The sequence below is a fragment of the Enterococcus sp. DIV0358 genome (genome assembly GCF_051713465.1).
Lineage (GTDB): Bacteria > Bacillota > Bacilli > Lactobacillales > Enterococcaceae > Enterococcus > Enterococcus faecalis.
Genome location: NZ_JBIOPX010000001.1, coordinates 1,062,057 through 1,080,884 on the forward strand (window position 1 = coordinate 1,062,057; position 18,828 = coordinate 1,080,884).

The 18,828-nt window shown below is 37.7% G+C and carries 20 protein-coding genes; 18 read left to right on the forward strand and 2 right to left on the reverse strand.

Features of this window, described 5'->3' with window-relative positions; translation table 11 throughout:
- The first annotated feature begins 52 nt into the window (after positions 1-52).
- The 4 genes from IGK70_RS05310 (at position 53) to IGK70_RS05325 (ending at position 2,763) form a co-directional block, all read left to right on the forward strand.
- Positions 53-1,114, forward strand: coding sequence for a DUF916 and DUF3324 domain-containing protein (locus IGK70_RS05310; RefSeq protein WP_010816429.1), 1,062 nt, complete (start codon positions 53-55; stop codon positions 1,112-1,114).
- On the forward strand, positions 1,107-1,319 hold the full coding sequence (locus tag IGK70_RS05315) for a hypothetical protein (protein ID WP_002357965.1): 213 nt from the start codon (positions 1,107-1,109) through the stop codon (positions 1,317-1,319). The genes IGK70_RS05310 and IGK70_RS05315 overlap by 8 nt, the downstream gene beginning before the upstream one ends.
- A gap of 226 nt (positions 1,320-1,545) precedes the next feature.
- Positions 1,546-2,424 carry a fructokinase ScrK gene (gene scrK, locus IGK70_RS05320; RefSeq protein WP_002377804.1) on the forward strand — a complete coding sequence of 293 codons (879 nt, stop codon included), beginning with the start codon at positions 1,546-1,548 and terminating at the stop codon, positions 2,422-2,424.
- A gap of 90 nt (positions 2,425-2,514) precedes the next feature.
- Positions 2,515-2,763, forward strand: a complete 249-nt coding sequence (locus IGK70_RS05325; RefSeq protein WP_002357962.1) for a YtxH domain-containing protein — start codon at positions 2,515-2,517, stop codon at positions 2,761-2,763.
- A gap of 57 nt (positions 2,764-2,820) precedes the next feature.
- Here the strand turns inward: IGK70_RS05325 and nfsA are convergent, their stop codons facing one another.
- Together nfsA and IGK70_RS05335 are read right to left on the reverse strand one after the other, a co-directional pair.
- A complete protein-coding gene (gene nfsA, locus IGK70_RS05330) occupies positions 2,821-3,555 on the reverse strand; it encodes an oxygen-insensitive NADPH nitroreductase (RefSeq protein WP_104855679.1) in 735 nt (244 codons plus the stop codon).
- Between the two features lie 83 nt (positions 3,556-3,638).
- Positions 3,639-4,097, reverse strand: coding sequence for an S-ribosylhomocysteine lyase (locus tag IGK70_RS05335; RefSeq protein WP_002357960.1), 459 nt, complete (start codon positions 4,095-4,097; stop codon positions 3,639-3,641).
- A 206-nt stretch (positions 4,098-4,303) separates the two neighbouring features.
- Here IGK70_RS05335 and IGK70_RS05340 point away from each other — a divergent pair, with 206 nt between their 5' ends.
- The 14 genes from IGK70_RS05340 (at position 4,304) to IGK70_RS05405 (ending at position 18,827) form a co-directional block, all read left to right on the forward strand.
- Positions 4,304-5,371 (forward strand): aspartate-semialdehyde dehydrogenase, encoded by a 1,068-nt coding sequence (locus tag IGK70_RS05340; RefSeq protein ID WP_002381968.1) that lies wholly within the window; start codon positions 4,304-4,306, stop codon positions 5,369-5,371.
- Between the two features lie 33 nt (positions 5,372-5,404).
- Positions 5,405-6,277, forward strand: coding sequence for a 4-hydroxy-tetrahydrodipicolinate synthase (gene dapA / locus IGK70_RS05345; protein ID WP_002361644.1), 873 nt, complete (start codon positions 5,405-5,407; stop codon positions 6,275-6,277).
- 30 nt (positions 6,278-6,307) lie between these two features.
- The gene (locus IGK70_RS05350; protein ID WP_002357956.1) at positions 6,308-7,996 is read left to right on the forward strand and encodes a ribonuclease J; all 1,689 of its coding nucleotides are present in this window, start codon (positions 6,308-6,310) and stop codon (positions 7,994-7,996) included.
- A 124-nt stretch (positions 7,997-8,120) separates the two neighbouring features.
- The gene (locus tag IGK70_RS05355) at positions 8,121-9,503 is read left to right on the forward strand and encodes a bifunctional metallophosphatase/5'-nucleotidase (RefSeq protein WP_104855678.1); all 1,383 of its coding nucleotides are present in this window, start codon (positions 8,121-8,123) and stop codon (positions 9,501-9,503) included.
- 34 nt (positions 9,504-9,537) lie between these two features.
- Positions 9,538-10,167 carry a YutD family protein gene (locus IGK70_RS05360; protein ID WP_002413393.1) on the forward strand — a complete coding sequence of 210 codons (630 nt, stop codon included), beginning with the start codon at positions 9,538-9,540 and terminating at the stop codon, positions 10,165-10,167.
- 5 nt (positions 10,168-10,172) lie between these two features.
- Positions 10,173-10,943 carry a TIGR01457 family HAD-type hydrolase gene (locus tag IGK70_RS05365; RefSeq protein WP_002357953.1) on the forward strand — a complete coding sequence of 257 codons (771 nt, stop codon included), beginning with the start codon at positions 10,173-10,175 and terminating at the stop codon, positions 10,941-10,943.
- On the forward strand, positions 10,931-11,584 hold the full coding sequence (locus IGK70_RS05370; protein WP_025189836.1) for a TIGR01906 family membrane protein: 654 nt from the start codon (positions 10,931-10,933) through the stop codon (positions 11,582-11,584). The genes IGK70_RS05365 and IGK70_RS05370 overlap by 13 nt, the downstream gene beginning before the upstream one ends.
- A 126-nt stretch (positions 11,585-11,710) precedes the next feature.
- Positions 11,711-12,280 (forward strand): DUF1836 domain-containing protein, encoded by a 570-nt coding sequence (locus IGK70_RS05375; protein ID WP_002357951.1) that lies wholly within the window; start codon positions 11,711-11,713, stop codon positions 12,278-12,280.
- Complete coding sequence (locus IGK70_RS05380; RefSeq protein ID WP_002357950.1) at positions 12,273-13,133, forward strand: DegV family protein; 861 nt, start codon at positions 12,273-12,275, stop codon at positions 13,131-13,133. Before IGK70_RS05375 ends, IGK70_RS05380 begins: the two co-directional genes overlap by 8 nt.
- Before the next feature lie 117 nt (positions 13,134-13,250).
- Positions 13,251-13,952 carry an MIP/aquaporin family protein gene (locus IGK70_RS05385; RefSeq protein ID WP_162783033.1) on the forward strand — a complete coding sequence of 234 codons (702 nt, stop codon included), beginning with the start codon at positions 13,251-13,253 and terminating at the stop codon, positions 13,950-13,952.
- Between the two features lie 173 nt (positions 13,953-14,125).
- Complete coding sequence (gene yycF / locus IGK70_RS05390; protein WP_002357947.1) at positions 14,126-14,830, forward strand: response regulator YycF; 705 nt, start codon at positions 14,126-14,128, stop codon at positions 14,828-14,830.
- 6 nt (positions 14,831-14,836) lie between these two features.
- Positions 14,837-16,666, forward strand: a complete 1,830-nt coding sequence (gene walK / locus IGK70_RS05395) for a cell wall metabolism sensor histidine kinase WalK (RefSeq protein ID WP_002357946.1) — start codon at positions 14,837-14,839, stop codon at positions 16,664-16,666.
- Positions 16,663-17,973, forward strand: a complete 1,311-nt coding sequence (locus IGK70_RS05400) for a YycH family regulatory protein (protein ID WP_104855676.1) — start codon at positions 16,663-16,665, stop codon at positions 17,971-17,973. Before walK ends, IGK70_RS05400 begins: the two co-directional genes overlap by 4 nt.
- Entirely contained in the window at positions 17,973-18,827 is an 855-nt protein-coding gene (locus IGK70_RS05405; RefSeq protein ID WP_002365516.1) for a two-component system regulatory protein YycI, read from the forward strand. The genes IGK70_RS05400 and IGK70_RS05405 overlap by 1 nt, the downstream gene beginning before the upstream one ends.
- The last annotated feature ends 1 nt before the right edge of the window (position 18,828 follow it).

Consider the following 18,828-nt stretch of genomic DNA (forward strand, 5'->3'; position numbering starts at 1 on the left):
GATTTGTTAGACTAGTAAGTACATTCAGCTTTATAAAGGAGATCTTGAAGAAATGAGTAGAAAAAAAGTCGGTGTTTTCTGTCTATTTCTGTTTTTTACATTTTTTATTATTGTTCCAAAAGTAGAAGCTACAGAAGAAATGAAGACTAAATTTACAGTAACGCCTGTTTTACCAGAAAATCAAGTGTCAGGAACATCTAGTTATTATGATTTAATTCTGGCACCAAAGCAATCTTCCACTATTGTCTTAGACATAAAAAATAAGACAGACGAAAAATTGTCCATCGTATTGACTCTAGCAAATGCATCAACAAATGATAATGGGTTGATTGTGTACAATGATTTTGATAAACCACTTGATTCATCGTTAAAGGTTCCGCTGACAGACTTAGTTACTTTAGAAAATGAGGAAGTGAGTGTGCCGCCTCATCAAACAGTATCAGCAAAGATGAAGGTGAAGGGACTTGATCAGCCTATCAAAGGAGTTGTTTTAGGCGGGGTTTACGCGCATCTCAAAGATGAAAAAGAGGAAGAGACCCAAACAACGGGCTTAACTAGTCGCTACGGGTTTAATGTTGCGATTGCCATGAGGAGTGCTGAGAATGCTCCTTTAACAGAAGTGAACCAGCTGAAATTAACGAAAGTAACACCTACAATTGCTTTAGGGGCCAAATCACTAAAGGCGGTCATTCAAAATCCGTATGCTGCTATTTTTCCAGAAGTTCGTTTAGAAGGTCAAGTGATAAAAAAAGGATCCTCTAAAAAAATTGCACAACGGACACTAAAAAATGTTCGTTTTGCCCCAAATAGTTCCATGAATTTTCATCTTGATTTGGGTAAACAACCGCTAGATGCTGGGACTTATATATTTACAGGACGTGCTATTTTACAACAAGATGAACAACAGTCTTGGCCTTTTCAACAAGAATTTACGATTAACACTCGTGAAGCAAAAAAATTGAATCAAGAAGCTACGGTCAAATGGGTCCTACCCACATGGTGGTTACCGACTTTCTACACATTGTTAGTAATCACAATCGGGGCAATTTGTAGTGTCATTTGGCTCAATAATTATCAAAAAACAAGCGAAAAGGAGAGTGAGAATAATGGCTAGTTGGTTTTGGTTGTCTGGCGGTTTAGCGGTCATTTGTTTTATGTTTTTCCTCTTTTCTTTGCTGACTAGTATGAGTTTTATTCAGCATGCAAAAGAACCCAGAAGTATTCTAAAAGAAACGCTTTTAAGTTGGTTAATGCTTTTACTTAGTGGTGGGTGGATTACAATCGGACTATTGTTATATTTTTCGCTAAAGAATCAATAAACAAAAAACGAGCATTCATTGTTAGATAACCGTGAATGCTCGTTTTTTTGTTTTAGAAAAATGCTCTTTAGCAACTTGCCAGATTTCATTGGGCAACCTGACTGAAATTGTTAAATTGTTCTGTCGAAACGACAAAAAAGTGGTAAACTAAACGTGTATGTTAGTTATTTAATCAAAAGTAATGTATCCGCTTACTTATAAAATGGAAACGAAGGAGCATATTGCAATGACAGAAAAACTTTTAGGAAGTATCGAAGCCGGTGGCACAAAATTTGTATGTGGCGTTGGGACAGATGATTTGACCATTGTGGAACGTGTCAGTTTTCCCACAACAACCCCAGAAGAAACAATGAAAAAGGTAATAGAATTTTTCCAACAATATCCTTTAAAAGCGATTGGGATTGGCTCGTTTGGTCCGATTGATATTCACGTTGATTCTCCTACGTATGGTTATATCACTTCTACACCAAAATTAGCTTGGCGTAACTTTGACTTGTTAGGAACTATGAAACAACATTTTGATGTGCCAATGGCTTGGACAACGGATGTGAATGCTGCGGCATATGGTGAGTATGTTGCTGGAAATGGGCAACATACATCTAGTTGTGTATATTATACAATTGGAACTGGTGTTGGCGCTGGAGCGATTCAAAACGGTGAGTTTATTGAAGGCTTTAGCCACCCAGAAATGGGGCATGCGTTAGTCCGTCGTCATCCTGAAGATACTTATGCAGGAAATTGTCCTTATCATGGAGATTGTTTAGAAGGGATTGCAGCAGGACCAGCAGTTGAAGGTCGTTCTGGTAAAAAAGGACATTTATTGGAAGAGGATCATAAAACTTGGGAACTAGAAGCTTATTATTTAGCGCAAGCAGCGTACAATACGACTTTATTATTAGCGCCAGAAGTGATCATTTTAGGCGGCGGCGTCATGAAACAACGTCATTTGATGCCGAAAGTTCGTGAAAAATTTGCTGAATTAGTCAATGGATACGTGGAAACACCACCTTTAGAAAAATACTTGGTGACGCCTCTTTTAGAAGATAATCCAGGAACAATTGGTTGCTTTGCCTTGGCAAAAAAAGCTTTAATGGCTCAAAATTAACCATTTATTCGCAGTTCATGCATTATATTTGAAGGAAATGGCTAAGAATGATACTCTTATTATGTAATTAATTATTTAGGAGGGATTAGCATGGCAGATTTAAAAGGACGTTTTGACGATGCAAAAGATAAAGTAGAAGGTACTGCAAAAGAAGCGCAAGGCAAAGTTACGGATGATAAAGGCAAAGAACTTGAAGGAAAAGCTCAATCAACCTTTGCTGACGTAAAAGACAAAGCACGTGATGCCGGCGACGACCTTAAAGAAGGCGCTGAAAAATTAACTGATAAAGTTAAAGAAGGCTTTGAAGACTTAAAAGACAAATTTAGTAAAGATAAATAAAAATTAACAAAAGAGGGTGGGCTTACGTTATTTCAACGTAAGCCCACCCTCTTTTGTTTAGACATCAAATCCTTGTTTTTGCAAGAAAATTTTTACTTCTGGGCGACGATTATAAGAAAAATAGGACAAAGACTTCTGTGACCAATCCGCTGTTTGGGCGTTACTTGAGCGGCTGGCATAATAATCTTTTAATAATTCATCATATGTGTGCATATCTGTCAATTTGTCTGATTGGTAGTGATTTTCGCTTAAAATATTTTCAAAAGGCATCCGTGGTTTTACACCATTTAACGTTTCTGGTACACCGATTGTTAATCCGAAAAGTGGTACAGTTAATTCAGGCAAAGATAAACGTTTGGCTACTGTGTCTAAGTCATTTCGAATACCGCCAATATAACAAATCCCTAAATCCATAGATTCAGCCGCAATGGCCATGTTTTGCGCAGCAATCGTTGTATCAACGGCAGCTACTAATAATGATTCTGGTGTCTTTAAGGGTTCCAATGATTGCCCCTCTTTTGACAAAATCGTTGCATGACGATACAAATCAGCAACAAAAACATAGAACACACCAGTGTTAACGACATAGTCTTCACAATTCGCTAAACGTCCCAATTCTCTGCGTAGCTCAGGATCTTTGATTTCTATAATTGTATAAGCTTGTAAAAAATTGGAGCTTGACCCTGCTTGAGCTGCAGTAATTAACTGTTGTTTCTGCTTGTCCGTTAACGTTTGCTTTTTAAAATGACGAACGGAACGGTGACTTAGTAATTGTTCGATTGTTTGATTCATAAAAAACCTCCGTTTAAATTAAGAAAGAGAACAGAAAAACCCACAGCTTAATAGTGGGTTTCTCTGTCGTTAATTGCTAAAGATTACAGAATACGTTCAAATGGATCTAAACTAATTCCTTGGTCTAAGACGATTTTTGCGTATTCTTTCGCTGCAAATAAAGAATGATCTTTGTAGTTTCCACACTCTTTTGCAGAGACTGCTGGAACAACTTCTGTATTGATTACTTTGTTTAAAACGTTGACTAATGCATCACGGATTTCTTGTGGTGAATGTTGATCCCACATAATCATATAAAAACCAGTGCGGCAACCCATTGGCGAAATGTCAATGATTCCTTTTAATTCATCACGCATGTTAACTGCTAATAAATGTTCCAACGTGTGTAATGCGCCTGTTGGTAGGGCATCTTTGTTTGGTTGTAAGAAACGTAAGTCATATTTTTCGACTAACGCATCACCATTTTGTTCTGTGCCAGCAAGGCGAACATATGGTGCTTTTACTGTGTTGTGATCTAATTCAAAACTTTCTACGCGTGCCATGAAATTTCGCTCCCTTTATAATTAAATTCGTTTTAACTATAACAAATTTAAGTCAAAAGTCAATGGATAGTCCTTTGATGGGTAATAGTTTTAAAATATCATGGGAAAATAAAAAAATCATTTTTTTGACTATGTAGGTTTTTTCAATACTATGGTAAAATAGGACAAGTAGCTTTTACAAGAAGGTAAGAGGGGAGTATGAAAATATGGGAAAAGAATATCATGTTGCCGTGGTAGGAGCAACAGGTGCTGTCGGGACAAGAATGATTGAATTGTTAGCAGAAACAAGTTTGCCAATTGCCAGTGTGAGGTTATTGGCGTCTAAGCGTTCTGCTGGACAAGAGATTCAGTTTAAAGGGCAACCTCTTATCGTGGAAGAATTAGTCCCGGAATCATTTGAAGGAATCGATTTAGCATTATTTAGTGCTGGTGGGAGTATTTCCGAAAAGTTTGCACCAGAAGCAGTTAAGCGCGGAGCTGTTGTTGTTGACAACACTAGCCATTTTAGAATGGCAAAAGATGTTCCTTTAGTTGTTCCAGAAGTGAACCCGGAAGCCTTGAAAAATCATCAGGGAATCATCGCAAATCCCAATTGTTCTACGATTCAAATGATGGTGGCCTTAGAACCAATTCGGCAAGCGTTTGGCTTAGAACGAATCATCGTTTCAACGTATCAAGCTGTGAGTGGCGCAGGTATCCGTGCAATTAATGAGCTAAAAGAACAAGCCGAAGATTTTTTAGAGGGAAAACCTGTCAGTGAATGGTCAGCTGAAATTTTACCAGCTGGCAGTGACGAAAAACATTATCCAATTGCTTTTAATGCGTTGCCTCAAATTGATGTTTTTTCAGAAGCAGGGTATACCTACGAAGAATGGAAAATGATGAATGAAACAAAAAAAATCATGGGAGATAACAAGCTAAAAGTCGTTGCCACCTGTGTCCGTATTCCGGTAATTTCAGGACATTCTGAATCTGTTTATATAGAAGTGAAACAAGCAGATGCATCGGTCTCAGCCATCCAAGAATTAATGGCGCAAGCTCCAGGTGTAATTTTGCAAGATGAGCCAAGTGAACAACTATATCCACAAGCGCTAAATAGCGTCAACCAGAAAGAAACATTTGTCGGCCGTATTCGTCAAGACGTTGACGTGAAGAACGGTTTCCATTTATGGATTGTGTCAGACAACCTATTAAAAGGAGCTGCTTGGAACTCGGTCCAAATTGCTGAAACGCTACACGAAATGAATTTGCTTCGTGTACCTGAAAACGACTAGAAGGTTTGTATTGTATACTCGGGAGGGAATAGGATGGATTTAACGAATGCAACAATTATTACGGCAATGGTTACGCCGTTTCAAGAATCGGGAGAAATAGATTTTGATAAACTACCGCAATTGGTAGACTATTTATTGGCCAATCATACAGAAGGCGTTATTTTAGCAGGAACAACTGGTGAATCACCCACGTTAACTCATGAAGAAGAATTACAATTATTCCAGCGAATTATTGAACTGATCGATGGACGTATTCCGATTATTTGTGGTGTGGGTACGAATGATACACGTGACTCAGTCGCTTTTGTGAAAGAGTTAGCGACAATCGCTGGTATCGATGCTGTTTTGGCGGTTGTTCCTTATTATAATAAACCAAATCAAGAAGGTATGTATCAACATTTTAAAACCATCGCAGAAGCAAGTGAACTGCCAATTATTTTGTACAATGTTCCTGGTAGAACGGCTGCATGCCTAGAAGTGGAAACTACTTTGCGCTTAGCACAATTGGAAAAAATTGTGGCAATTAAAGAATGTGCAGGGTTAGATGCAATTACTGAGTTGATTGAAAGAGCGCCAAAAGACTTTCTAGTGTATACTGGAGAAGACGGGTTGGCTTTTGCCACCAAGGCACTTGGCGGACAAGGGGTTATTTCGGTAGCCAGTCATGTCTTCGGTTCGTCAATGTATGAGATGTATCAAGCGCTGGAGCAGGGGAACTTGCCGGAAGCGGCTAAAATTCAACGACAGTTATTACCAAAAATGAACGCATTGTTTTCAGTGCCTTCACCGGCACCCGTGAAAGCGGCCTTAAATCATTTAGGTATTCCTGTTGGAAATTTACGTTTACCTCTAGTTGCTTGTACACCAGAAGAAGAGCAAAGAATTATTCGCACGTTAGAGATTTAAAGAACGTGTAATCATAGAGAGGTGAAAAGAGTGAGTACAATAAAAATCGTTCCATTAGGCGGCGTTCGTGAAAATGGAAAAAATATGTACGTTGCTGAAGTGGAAGATGAAATTTTTGTACTGGATTGTGGATTACAATATCCAGAGAACGAACTTTTAGGAATTGACGTTGTCATTCCGGATTTTACGTATTTAGAAGAAAATAGTGAACGAATTGCAGGGGTCTTTTTAACACATGGCCATGCAGATGCAATTGGGGCCTTACCGTATTTGCTTTCAAAAATTCAAGTGCCTGTTTTTGGGACAGAATTAACGATTGAACTAGCAAAACTAAGTGTCAACAGTCATGCGGAAACGAAGAAATTTAAAGATTTCCATGTGATTGACCCGCATACAGAAATTGATTTTGGTCAAGCAACGGTGAGCTTCTTTAAAACAACGCACACCATTCCAGATTCGATTGGCGTTAGTATCAAAACAAAAGAAGGCAACATTGTTTATACTGGTGATTTTAAATTTGATCAAAGTGCGATTGAGATGTATCAAACCGATTACGGCCGCTTAGCTGAAATTGGGAAAGAAGGCGTCTTGGCGCTACTTAGTGATTCATCAAATGCTGAAAACCCAGCCCAAGTTGCATCCGAAGCCCAAATCGCTGATGAAGTGTTCGACACGATTCGCTATTGGGAAGGACGAATCATCGTGGCATGTGTGGCAAGTAATTTGCAACGGGTCCAACAAGTATTGAATGCAGCGGATCGTTCTGGTCGTAAAGTCGTTTTGACAGGCCAAGATTTTGAACGGATTATTCGGACGGCGATGAAATTGGAAAAATTACAATTGCCAAGCGAAGATCTATTAGTGAAACCAAAAGAAATGAAAAAATATGCACCCGAACAGTTATTAATTTTAGAAACAGGCCGAATGGGAGAACCGATTAAGTCACTTCAAAAAATGGCTAATAATACACATGGTGTCGTTCGAATTGAAGAAGGCGATTTAGTTTATATTACGACAACGCCGACAACGGCCATGGAAACAACGGTTGCTAAAACAGAGGATATTGTCTATCGGGCCGGTGCTACGGTGAAGCAAATTTCCGACAATTTACGTGTGTCTGGTCACGCTAATCCGAATGACTTGCAATTGATGTTGAACTTAATGAAACCCAAATATTTCATTCCTGTCCAAGGTGAATACCGCCAGTTAGCTGCGCATGCGGACTTAGCACACGAAATTGGCATGCCTTATAAAGATATCTTTATTACAGGTCGTGGGGACATTCTAGAGTATACAAAAGGTAGAATGTCGGTAGCTGGCAGCACAACGGCCGAAAATATTATGATTGACGGGATTGGTGTCGGCGATATTGGTAATATCGTTTTACGGGATCGTCGTATTCTTTCCGAAGATGGTATTTTTGTGGCTGTCGTGACAATTAATCGCCGAGAAAAACGAATTGTTTCACCAGCTAAAATTACTTCTAGAGGTTTTGTTTACGTTAAAACAAGTAAAGACCTAATGAAAGAAAGTAGCAATATTGTTACAGAAATTGTTGAAAAGCATTTAGAAAGTGACGATTTTGAATGGAGCAAACTGAAACAAGAAATCCGCGAAAATTTAAGCCGTTATTTATTTGAACAAACCAAACGTCGTCCTGTGATCTTACCAGTTATCATGGAAGCGACGCAACGCAAGCGTCCCAAAAATAACGCATAGTTCGTCCTGATAAAAGCAGGTGATTTTAGGAGAAATTCTTCTAAAGTCATCTGTTCTTTTTTGTAACTTTCTTCTATAAATATGGTACTATTAATCAGAGCGCTGAATAAAGGAGGCGATTTTAGTGGAAGAGATTGTGTTGTTCCATACCAATGATCTTCATTCTCACTTTGAAAATTGGCCCAAAATACGGCGTCTGGTTAAAGCCAAACGTTCGCTGTACCAAAAAGAGGGCAAAACAGTCGTAACCATTGATTTAGGTGACTTTTCAGATCGGTGTCATCCTTTGACCGAAGCAACAGATGGTCGAGCAAATGTAGCTATAATGAATACATTAGCGTATGACCTAGTTACAATTGGAAATAATGAAGGAATCGGCAATTCAAAGAAACAATTAGAGCATTTATATGATCAGGCAACATTTGAAGTGGTCTTAGCTAATTTAGAAGACCCAAAAACCCAAACGTTACCAGATTTTTGTCAAGCATATAAAATTATGACAACTAAAGAAGGCACAAAGTTAGGGGTTATTGGCTTAACCGCACCATTTCCTTTAACGTATAATCCTAATGGCTGGACAATCAAACAAGTGGAAGCAGTCCTTCCTCAACTGATTACAGAAGTTGCGCCTCAATGTGATGTTCTCATTTTGCTTAGTCACTTGGGGATAGATACTGATTTTATGATTGCGGCGAATTATCCTGAAATTCAAGTGATCTTAGGTTCCCATACACATCATTTATTTAAAGATGGTGAAAAAATTAATCATGTACAACTAGCAGCTGCTGGCAAATATGGACAGTATATTGGTGAAGTGCATCTGTTTGTGGATACCGACACGAAGCAAGTCACAAGTTATGCAAAAACGATTGAAACAGCAAGTTTAGAAGAGCAAGCAACTGATGCCAAGGAAATTGCGGGTTACTTAACGGAAGGTCATCGACTATTGCAAGCGCAGCAAATTGCACAAATCCCTGAAGCCTTGTCAACGGACTTACGGCAACCGTATGCCTTTATAACTGTTGCCTTGAAGGCGTTAAAAGAAGCGGGACAGACCGAAGCGGCTGTGTTAAACAACGGGTTATTTTTAGCAGATTTACCAGAAGGAATAATCAATGCAGACCAATTACATGAGGCTTTGCCTCATCCAATGCACTTAATCAAGGTTACATTGAAAGGGTCAGACATGAGCCGTTTGATTCGTGAAATGGAAAAAAGTCGTCAATTTCTGCGGAAATTTCCGATTCGCGGGATGGGCTTCCGCGGGAAAATTTTTGGCGAATTATGTTATGATGGGATTCGTTTTGAGCGAAATAGCCAGACCGTTTTTTGGCAAGGGAAACCTATTCAGCCAGAGCAGAAATATACGCTGACAACAGTGGATCACTTTCAATTTGTTCCGTTTTTCCCAACGATTGAGTTAGTTGGAGAAGTCGAATTTTTATTTCCAGACGTTTTAAGAACTGTCGTGGCGAACTATCTGCATGCCCACTATCCAATCAAATAAAAACAAGGTATAATAAAAACTAGGTGGTGAAAAAATGACAGACAAAAAGACAACCGAAAAAAAAGAAACAGAAACTGCTGCAACCTTTACAGAAGAACTAACAGCAGTTCTTGAAGAAATAAAAGAAGAACCTGTAAAAGAAAAGAAAAAAGGGGAAATTGTCACCATTGTGAATGAAACAGATATTCAAATTGGTGAAAGAGAGTACCGAATTGTTAAAAATCATCGTGATGCCTTTGATCCTGAACGCTTAGGTGAACGGTTTAGTGAAGTATTAGCGCGTTATGATTATATCGTTGGAGACTGGGGCTATGAACAGTTACGCTTGCGTGGCTTTTTTGATACTTCTAATCGTCGGGCAGCGCCGGATCAACGCATTGATACACTAGAAGACTATTTGTATGAATATTGTAATTTTGGCTGTGCCTATTTTGTAATTGAACGAACAGGGGAACGTAAAGAAAAAACAACGCATCGTCGTCGTCGCCATAAAAAGAATAATCGTTCTAACGCGTTTGTCGAGGAAAAGAGTGCGTCCGCTAATAAAAATAGCAAGCCAGTGATTCGTACGCGAAAAGAAGAAAATAAAAAAACGACTACACCCAAACAGCCTAGTTCCAAAAAATCTGGCAAAGGCTTTACGATTCGTCAACGTGAGGAGTAAACAGAGTGAAAAAAGACTATCAAGGATATTTAATTGATTTAGATGGAACGATTTATTTAGGAAAAGAACCAATTCCAGCCGGAAAACGTTTTGTCGAGCAGTTACAGGAAAAAGATTTGCCTTTTTTATTTGTAACGAATAATACCACTAAATCTCCTGAAACAGTGGCACAACGTTTAGCAAATGAATTTGATATTCATGTCCCAGCATCCCTTGTTTATACAGCGACTTTAGCGACGATTGATTACATGAAAGAAACCAATCGAGGCAAGAAAGTCTTTGTCATCGGCGAGGCTGGTTTAATTGACTTAATTTTAGAAGCAGGTTTTGAATGGGATGAAACAAATCCTGATTATGTTGTCGTGGGACTTGATACAGAATTATCTTACGAAAAAGTGGTTTTAGCTACCTTAGCCATTCAAAAAGGGGCGTTGTTTATTGGGACCAATCCAGATAAGAACATTCCGACAGAAAGAGGCTTATTACCTGGTGCAGGTTCAGTTGTGACGTTTGTGGAGACAGCTACTCAAACAAAACCAGTTTATATTGGCAAACCAAAAGCGATTATCATGGAACGAGCGATTGCGCATTTAGGCGTGGAAAAAGAGCAAGTAATTATGGTTGGAGATAATTATGAAACCGATATTCAATCAGGGATTCAAAATGGTATTGATAGCTTGTTAGTTACATCAGGTTTTACCCCTAAGTCAGCTGTTCCAACTTTGCCAACGCCACCAACCTATGTTGTTGATTCCTTAGATGAATGGACTTTTTGAGTATGATGAGGTCGAAATTGCGTTTAAGGGAAACACTTGGACTCATTTGTTTGTTTTTAACGATTATGGCTTTAAGTATCACGATCACGATTAATTTTCGTCCATTGTATCTTTTTGATATCCAACACTTAAATATTTTAAAAGACGTAGAGGTTGATCGTGTGACCTTGATTAAAAATTACGATCATTTAATGATGTACTTAAACAATCCTTTTGAAAAAACATTAGTATTTCCTGATTTTCCAATGTCTGATAGCGCGGCTTTTCATTTTTATGAAGTGAAAAAATTGTTTTTATTGTGCTATGGTGTATTACTAGTTACGTTGTTGCCTAGTGTCCTTTATTTAAAATATTTGGTAAAAAATCAGCGTTTATGGACATTGATACGGCCATTTCAGTGGGGAATGTTTTTGCCTGTGCTTTTTGGCTTTTTCATGCTAATTGGCTTTGATCAATTTTTTATTGCGTTTCATGGATTATTTTTTAACAACGATGCTTGGTTATTTAATCCGCTGACTGATCCGATTATCAATGCCTTACCTGAAGCCTACTTTATGCATTGTTTTATCTTGTTTTTTGTTTTATTAGAAGGCCTGTTTTTGATAGGTATTTTAATCGGAAAACGTTCTTTAAAAAAATAAAGAGAGAAAAGTGAACAATTCCAAAATTGCTCGCTTTTCTTTTTTATTCAATCTAGTTTTAAAAACTAGATTGAATAATTGTCAAAAGTATGATATTCTTTTTTAGAAATGGTTAGGAGGGTTTTTATGGACGAGATAGAAAAATCACTACAAAATTGGGGCCAACAATTGGAAAACGTTCATTTGCCAAGATGGCATGAGTTACCAGATATTGAATTATATATGGATCAAGTGATTACTCTGATAGAAAAATACTTATCCCCATTGATTACACTGGAAAAACATACTTTGTTAACGTCCTCAATGGTTAATAATTATGTCAAACACGGGTTAATCCCGGCCCCAGTGAAAAAGCGCTACAATCAAAAGCATTTAGCGTTTTTAATTGCGATTACGTTGTTGAAACAAGTGTTAACATTGCCAGAAATTAAGCAAGGCATTTTATTCCAAGGAGCTACGGTTGGTATTCGTGAAGCGTACAATTTATTTTGTCAAGAACAGGAACGAGCGATTTATGTGATTGCTGCTCAAGCGCAAGAAAAAGAAGTTCAGGCCAAATCACAAGAACCTATGGGGATTGAATATTTGGCTGTAAAAGCAGCGACAATGTCTTTTGCTACTAAAATGTTTAGTGAAAAAGTGATTGAATTGGAACAAGAATACTTAAAAGAAATGGATGAGATGACACATGAATAAAGAAAAAATCGCACTACTGGTTGATTCTGGGACAGATGTTCCAGAGGCATTAGTCAAACAATACGGCATGTATGTCTTGCCCTTACAGATTATTTATCCTGAAAAAACCTATACAGATAAGGTAGATATTACACCAGAAGAAGTGTATCAACGTTTAGAGAAAGAAATCCCTAGTACTTCATTACCAGATGGCGCAACAATCCAAGCTATTTTTGACAAAATTAAAGAAGCGGGTTACGAAAAAGTCTTAGCGGTGACCATTTCTAGTGGTTTAAGTGGAACCTATAATGTGGTTCGCTTGCTTGGAGAACAAACCGAAGGACTAGATGTATTTGTTTTAGATACAAAGAACATTGGTATCGGGGCTGGCATTCAGGCGATACGAGCAGCAGAATTGATTGAAACAGGATTAGGATGGCAAGAATTACAACAAAAATTAACAGAAGAAGTAGCCAACGCAAAAGTATTTTTTAATGTAGCCACTTTAGAATATCTACAAAAAGGTGGACGAATTGGTTTAGTCACTTCTATTTTAGGGAATGCGCTAAAATTAAACCCCATTATTTCTTGTAATGAAGAAGGCATTTACTATACGGTGGCTAAGTCTCGCGGCCGTAAAAAAAGTCTAGATAAAACGTTTGAGTTGGTAACGAACTTTATAGGTGAGGCACCCCGTTTCCGTTTGGCAGTCGCTCACGGTGCGGCAGAGGAAGAAGCAAAAGCAATGATGGAACGCTTGAAAGCGGCTTTTCCACAAGCAGAAGAAATTTACTTTGGAACGATTAGTCCGGCATTAGTTGTTCATACAGGACCAGGACTTTTAGGTGTTGGTATACAGTTATTAAATGATTAATTAAATGAAAAATCTCCTCAAATTTTTTTGAGGGGATTTTTCATTTAAGATTTCTCTTTTTCATAGAAATATCATTTTGCTGGAAAAACAACGAAAATTATATTGAAAATTTCACGAATGTGTTACAATTTGTCTACAAAGGGGGAATTTTTTGTGAAAAAAGCAATAGCAGAATGTTTAGGAACATTTATTCTTGTCTTTTTTGGGACAGGAACAGCCGTTCTAGGAAATGGTATGGAAGGGATTGGAACAACGGGGATTGCCTTAGCATTTGGGTTAACAATCGTTGCTGCTGCCTATAGTATTGGCACAATTTCAGGTGCACATCTAAATCCAGCTGTTTCTCTAGGAATGTGGCTTAATAAACGAATAACAACAATGGAATTAATCTACTATGTAGTGGGACAAATTGTTGGCGGCTTGATTGCCTCATTTGCATTATTAAGCATTCTAAAAGGTGCTGGTAAAAGTATTGAGAACTTAGGTCAAAATGGCGTAGGGGAATTAAGTGTTGCTGGTGCATTGACAGTCGAAATTATTTTAACATTTATTTTTGTTTTAGTTGTCATGACAGTTACAAGTGCTAAGAAAGGCAATGCTTCATTAGCAGGAATCGTAATTGGGATAACACTAACAATGATTCACTTAGTCGGCATTCCTTTGACAGGAACTTCTGTCAACCCAGCTCGTAGCATCGCGCCAGCCATTTTTGCGGGTGGTTCAGCGTTATCTGAGTTGTGGATTTTTATCGTTGCGCCATTAATTGGTGGATTATTAGCCGCTCTTGTAGCAAAATTCGTCTTAGATACGGAAGAATAGATTAGCGAAAGAAGAATCTTTGATAACAAGCGTCAATTGTTGTCAGAGATTCTTTTTTTGTTATACTAGGAGAACCTAAAGGCGCATTTTTAACCAAAGATGAAAACATCATCAAAATAAGGTATAATAGGAAAGTATCAAATAAGATTAGAAGGAAAAAGAGGTGTCTCTTTGTGAAGAAAATTTTAGTAGTTGATGACGAGAAGCCAATTTCAGAGATCGTTAAATATAATTTGGTTAAAGAAGGATATGAAGTATTTACTGCTTACGATGGAGAAGAAGCACTTGAAAAAGTGGAAGAAGTGGAACCAGACTTAATTATTTTAGACTTAATGCTCCCTAAAATGGATGGCTTAGAAGTCGCGCGAGAAGTGCGCAAAACACATGATATGCCAATCATTATGGTGACTGCCAAAGATTCTGAAATTGATAAGGTTTTAGGATTAGAATTAGGAGCCGATGACTATGTAACGAAACCATTTTCAAATCGTGAATTAGTTGCTCGTGTCAAAGCCAATTTACGGCGAGGTGCAACCAATGCGAAAGAAGCCGAGGTGACAACACAATCTGAATTAACGATTGGTGATTTAACCATTCATCCTGATGCATACATGGTCTCAAAACGGGGTGAAAAAATTGAATTAACCCACCGTGAATTTGAGTTACTTTATTACTTAGCAAAACATATCGGACAAGTGATGACTCGTGAACATTTATTACAAACCGTTTGGGGTTATGATTATTTTGGTGATGTGCGGACAGTGGACGTAACCGTACGTCGTTTAAGAGAAAAAATTGAAGATAGTCCAAGTCATCCAACGTATTTAGTTACTCGTCGTGGGGTTGGTTATTATCTAAGAAATCCTGAACAGGAGTAATCAGGTATGAAGAAAAAAGTTCACTTTTTTCAATCTGTTAATTTTAAGATTGCTTTATCATTTATTCTGCTGTTACTGATTGCGATTCAAATCATTGGCGGCTATTTCATTCGTGAACTGGAAGCCACTACAATTTCCGATTTTAAGAAAAATATGGATTCTCAGGTTGTCCAATTGTCAAATACGTTAAGTACGCAGATGAGCAACAAAGATCTCGAACGTAGTGACGTTGATGCAAATTTAAAAAAAGCGTTATCTGATTTTTCAAATGCAGACATTTCTGAAGCGAGAATTGTCGATGATAAAGGGATTATTCGGGCAACCAATGATTTAAATCAACAAAATATTATTGGGAAAAAGAATGATTATCGTGATTTAAATGACTTTACGAGTAAAAAATATCAAGCTTTAGATAATGATAAACGTGTGTATGTGAATGTTCAGCCGATTCAATCGCCTACTGGAGAAACAGTGATTGGCGTCCTTTATGTGAAAAGTAATTTAGAAAATAAATACCAAGAAATTACCAACACAGCAAGTATCTTTTTCACTGCTTCTATTATTGCCGCAGCAATCTCGATTATTGTGACCTTACTGATTGCACGATCAATCACGAAGCCGATTGGGGAAATGCGCGAGCAAGCCATTCGAATCGCTCGTGGTGATTACGCTGGAAAAGTAGAAGTCCATGGAAAAGATGAATTAGGCCAATTAGCAGAAACATTTAATCAATTATCAGAACGGATTGAAGAAGCACAAGAAACAATGGAAGCAGAAAGAAATCGTTTAGATAGTGTCTTAACGCATATGACAGATGGTGTCATTGCGACGGATCGCCGCGGAAAGGTGATTACGATTAATGAAATGGCCCTTTCGTTATTAAATGTAAAAAATGAAAATGTGATTGGGACCTCGTTATTAGAGTTGTTAGATATTGAAGAAGACTACACATTGCGGAAGCTGTTAGAAGAGCCAGATGAACTGCTGATTGATCGCTCAACGTCTGATCGTGAAGAAGACCAAATGATTATCCGGGTAGACTTTACGATGATTCGTCGGGAATCAGGATTTATTACTGGCTTAGTTTGCGTACTTCATGACGTCACAGAACAGGAAAAAAACGAACGGGAAAGACGGGAATTTGTTTCCAATGTTTCTCATGAGTTGCGAACGCCTTTGACAAGTATGCGTAGTTATATAGAGGCTTTGAGTGAAGGAGCTTGGGAAAACCCTGAGATTGCGCCGAATTTCTTAAAAGTCACGTTAGAAGAAACCGACCGGATGATTCGTATGATTAATGATTTGTTGAATTTATCTCGGATGGACTCTGGGAATACACATCTTCAATTAGAGTATGTGAATTTTAACGAATTGATTAATTTTGTCTTGGATCGCTTTGATATGATGATTGAAAATGAGCAAAAAAATTACAAAATTCGCCGTGAATTTACTAAACGCGATTTATGGGTAGAGTTAGATACAGACAAAGTAATTCAGGTTTTAGACAACATTTTGAACAATGCGATTAAGTATTCGCCAGATGGTGGCGTCATTACCTGCCGACTAGTTGAAACACATAATAATGTCGTCTTTAGTATCTCGGACCAAGGTTTGGGCATCCCTAAAAAAGATCTCGGGAAAGTCTTCGAGCGTTTTTATCGTGTGGATAAAGCCCGTGCGCGAGCACAAGGTGGGACTGGTTTAGGTTTAGCAATTTCTAAAGAAGTAATTCGGGCCCATAACGGGAGTATTTGGGTGGAAAGTACAGAAGGTGAAGGATCGACTTTCTATATTTCACTACCATATGAACCTTATGAAGAGGATTGGTGGGAATGATGAAATTATCAGAATGGATTACAAGAATTGGCTTGATTTTAATGGTCATTTTAAGTATATATTTTTCAGTCAATATCTGGCTGAATTCTGCCAAAAAAATACCAGAAATGAAGTCGGGAAGCCAAGTCACAACAGCTGTCAATGAAAAAGCCATTGGCGATGTCTATTTACCTTTGCAATTGATTCGAATAGCCGATGGAAAAGCGATGCAAAGTAATCGTGAAACATTAATTAGTAATGTTCAAAATGATATTAAAATGGCTACGTTTGGTAAATTGACACAAGTTGTGACAAAAAATGCAGAGCAACTTAAGCGCTACAACCAAATGGAACAAGGCATTGAACTTCTTTATCAAGGTCCCTTTTTAATCTCGGACTATGCTTCGATTTATAATCTATCCATTAATTTTACTAACTTTAATGAGTTGACGGACCAGTATTTTACGAAAATTCAATTGGATTTTAACGAAAATAAGATACGTTTTTTAGATTATGACCAAGCCAACGTCTATGAAGCGCCCATGACTGTCAATAAGCCGCGCTTAATGGGAATTATCAATAAAGAGGGATTACAATATCAAGACGTTTCCGAAAATACGCTAACCAAACAAGGGCAATGTTATTTAACCAATGATATGAAGTTGAAAAAGTACAGTTATATTTTAGCTTCGCAACCAGTTACTCGTTTTAGGAATGCTTTTTTCAATGAAACGGAAGATATCCAAACCAATGAAGACAGTCAAGACTTAACCTATACGAGTAAAGAAGAACGATTGTTTGCAGAAGAAAAACTGGGAAAAATCGATTTTAAAGGGACCTTGCCAGAAGAGAATAAACGGGATTCAATCTATAATCAAAGCTTTTCTTATGTAAAACGTTTAGGAACCAATATGGGGAATTTACGTTACTTTGATCGAACGAAAGATAGTGTCAATTATCGGACTTTTGTGGAAGGTTTCCCAGTGTTCAGTAATGATTTAAAAGGCCAAGTGGATATTCGCATCACGAACAATGATGGTGCTGCGCCAAGCGTAACCATTAACACAAGTGTGAATACGATCCAAGTGCCGATCCCTTCAGAAGAAGAAGTGACGCTGGAAAGCACGGAAAAATTGATTAAGCGTTTAGAAACAGCTGGTGCTAAAAAGGAAAAAATCCAATCGGCTGTTATCGGTTATACGTGGCAGACAATTGAAGAAGTCAAACAAGTCGTTGATTTAAGTCCGGAATGGTATGTCCTTTATAACAACAATTGGTACACTGCAACGGACTTGGTAAAACAATTACCAAGCTTGGAGGTGGGCTAATGGATTTTAAACGAATTGAGTGGATTTTCTTCTTAGCATTTTTAGGATTAAATATCTTTTTATTTGGCATTTATCGGGAAGGTCAACAAGAAGAGAGCAACGTCTCTTCTTCCAGCCAAACAGAATCGATTGAAAGTCGGTTGGAAAAAGATAACATCTCGTATAAAGGGACACTTTCTTCAGAACGATTGGAAGGCTATTATTTAAGTGGCGAACAAACCAATTTTTCTGCTGCTTTAAAAATCCAACGTGAAAAGAATAAAAATTTTTTGAGAAATGGGCTGCAAATTGCGGATAATACTTTAACGAGTGTGCCTAGTAAAAACTATTTTATTGATCCTAAGAAAATTGATAAAGATTTAAGTACTTTTTTAAATGAAAAAAATGCTTTATTATTCGGAGACGAATATCAATACTTACCAGAATTTTCTCATTTAAAAGAGCCGACGGCAGAAATTGTGGCTGCACAATCGTATAAAGGAATTCCCTTTAGAGATGACACGGCAAAATTAAGTATTTTAGCAGATACGTCAGGTGAATTATGGAAAATTAGTAAATATTCGCAAACGCACATTGAAAATATTGAAGAGTTACGAGACAAAACGGATTTATATTCCAATCGTGATGCGATAGACACGCTCTATATGAATAACCGGATTCCTAGTAATTCCAAAATAACATTCATTAAATTGGCCTATTCAAGAATTTATAAAATTCGTGAGAAAAATGTATACGTTCCAGTCTGGTTTGTAGGAATTTCTACTGGTGAAGATTCAGTTGAAATTGAACAGGTGAATGCCGTAAGTAATACCATCATCACAAATAATACTGTGCCAAAGGTGGAAAAACATTAAG

Bases quoted from the DNA above. Each gene is read 5' to 3' on its own strand.
- IGK70_RS05310 (WP_010816429.1), top strand. From the start codon at position 53: ATGAGTAGAAAAAAAGTCGGTGTTTTCTGTCTATTTCTGTTTTTTACA.
- IGK70_RS05315 (WP_002357965.1), top strand. From the start codon at position 1,107: ATGGCTAGTTGGTTTTGGTTGTCTGGCGGTTTAGCGGTCATTTGTTTT.
- scrK (WP_002377804.1), top strand. From the start codon at position 1,546: ATGACAGAAAAACTTTTAGGAAGTATCGAAGCCGGTGGCACAAAATTT.
- IGK70_RS05325 (WP_002357962.1), top strand. From the start codon at position 2,515: ATGGCAGATTTAAAAGGACGTTTTGACGATGCAAAAGATAAAGTAGAA.
- nfsA (WP_104855679.1), bottom strand. From the start codon at position 3,555: ATGAATCAAACAATCGAACAATTACTAAGTCACCGTTCCGTTCGTCAT.
- IGK70_RS05335 (WP_002357960.1), bottom strand. From the start codon at position 4,097: ATGGCACGCGTAGAAAGTTTTGAATTAGATCACAACACAGTAAAAGCA.
- IGK70_RS05340 (WP_002381968.1), top strand. From the start codon at position 4,304: ATGGGAAAAGAATATCATGTTGCCGTGGTAGGAGCAACAGGTGCTGTC.
- dapA (WP_002361644.1), top strand. From the start codon at position 5,405: ATGGATTTAACGAATGCAACAATTATTACGGCAATGGTTACGCCGTTT.
- IGK70_RS05360 (WP_002413393.1), top strand. From the start codon at position 9,538: ATGACAGACAAAAAGACAACCGAAAAAAAAGAAACAGAAACTGCTGCA.
- IGK70_RS05370 (WP_025189836.1), top strand. From the start codon at position 10,931: ATGGACTTTTTGAGTATGATGAGGTCGAAATTGCGTTTAAGGGAAACA.
- IGK70_RS05375 (WP_002357951.1), top strand. From the start codon at position 11,711: ATGGACGAGATAGAAAAATCACTACAAAATTGGGGCCAACAATTGGAA.
- IGK70_RS05380 (WP_002357950.1), top strand. From the start codon at position 12,273: ATGAATAAAGAAAAAATCGCACTACTGGTTGATTCTGGGACAGATGTT.
- IGK70_RS05385 (WP_162783033.1), top strand. From the start codon at position 13,251: ATGTGTTACAATTTGTCTACAAAGGGGGAATTTTTTGTGAAAAAAGCA.
- walK (WP_002357946.1), top strand. From the start codon at position 14,837: ATGAAGAAAAAAGTTCACTTTTTTCAATCTGTTAATTTTAAGATTGCT.
- IGK70_RS05400 (WP_104855676.1), top strand. From the start codon at position 16,663: ATGATGAAATTATCAGAATGGATTACAAGAATTGGCTTGATTTTAATG.
- IGK70_RS05405 (WP_002365516.1), top strand. From the start codon at position 17,973: ATGGATTTTAAACGAATTGAGTGGATTTTCTTCTTAGCATTTTTAGGA.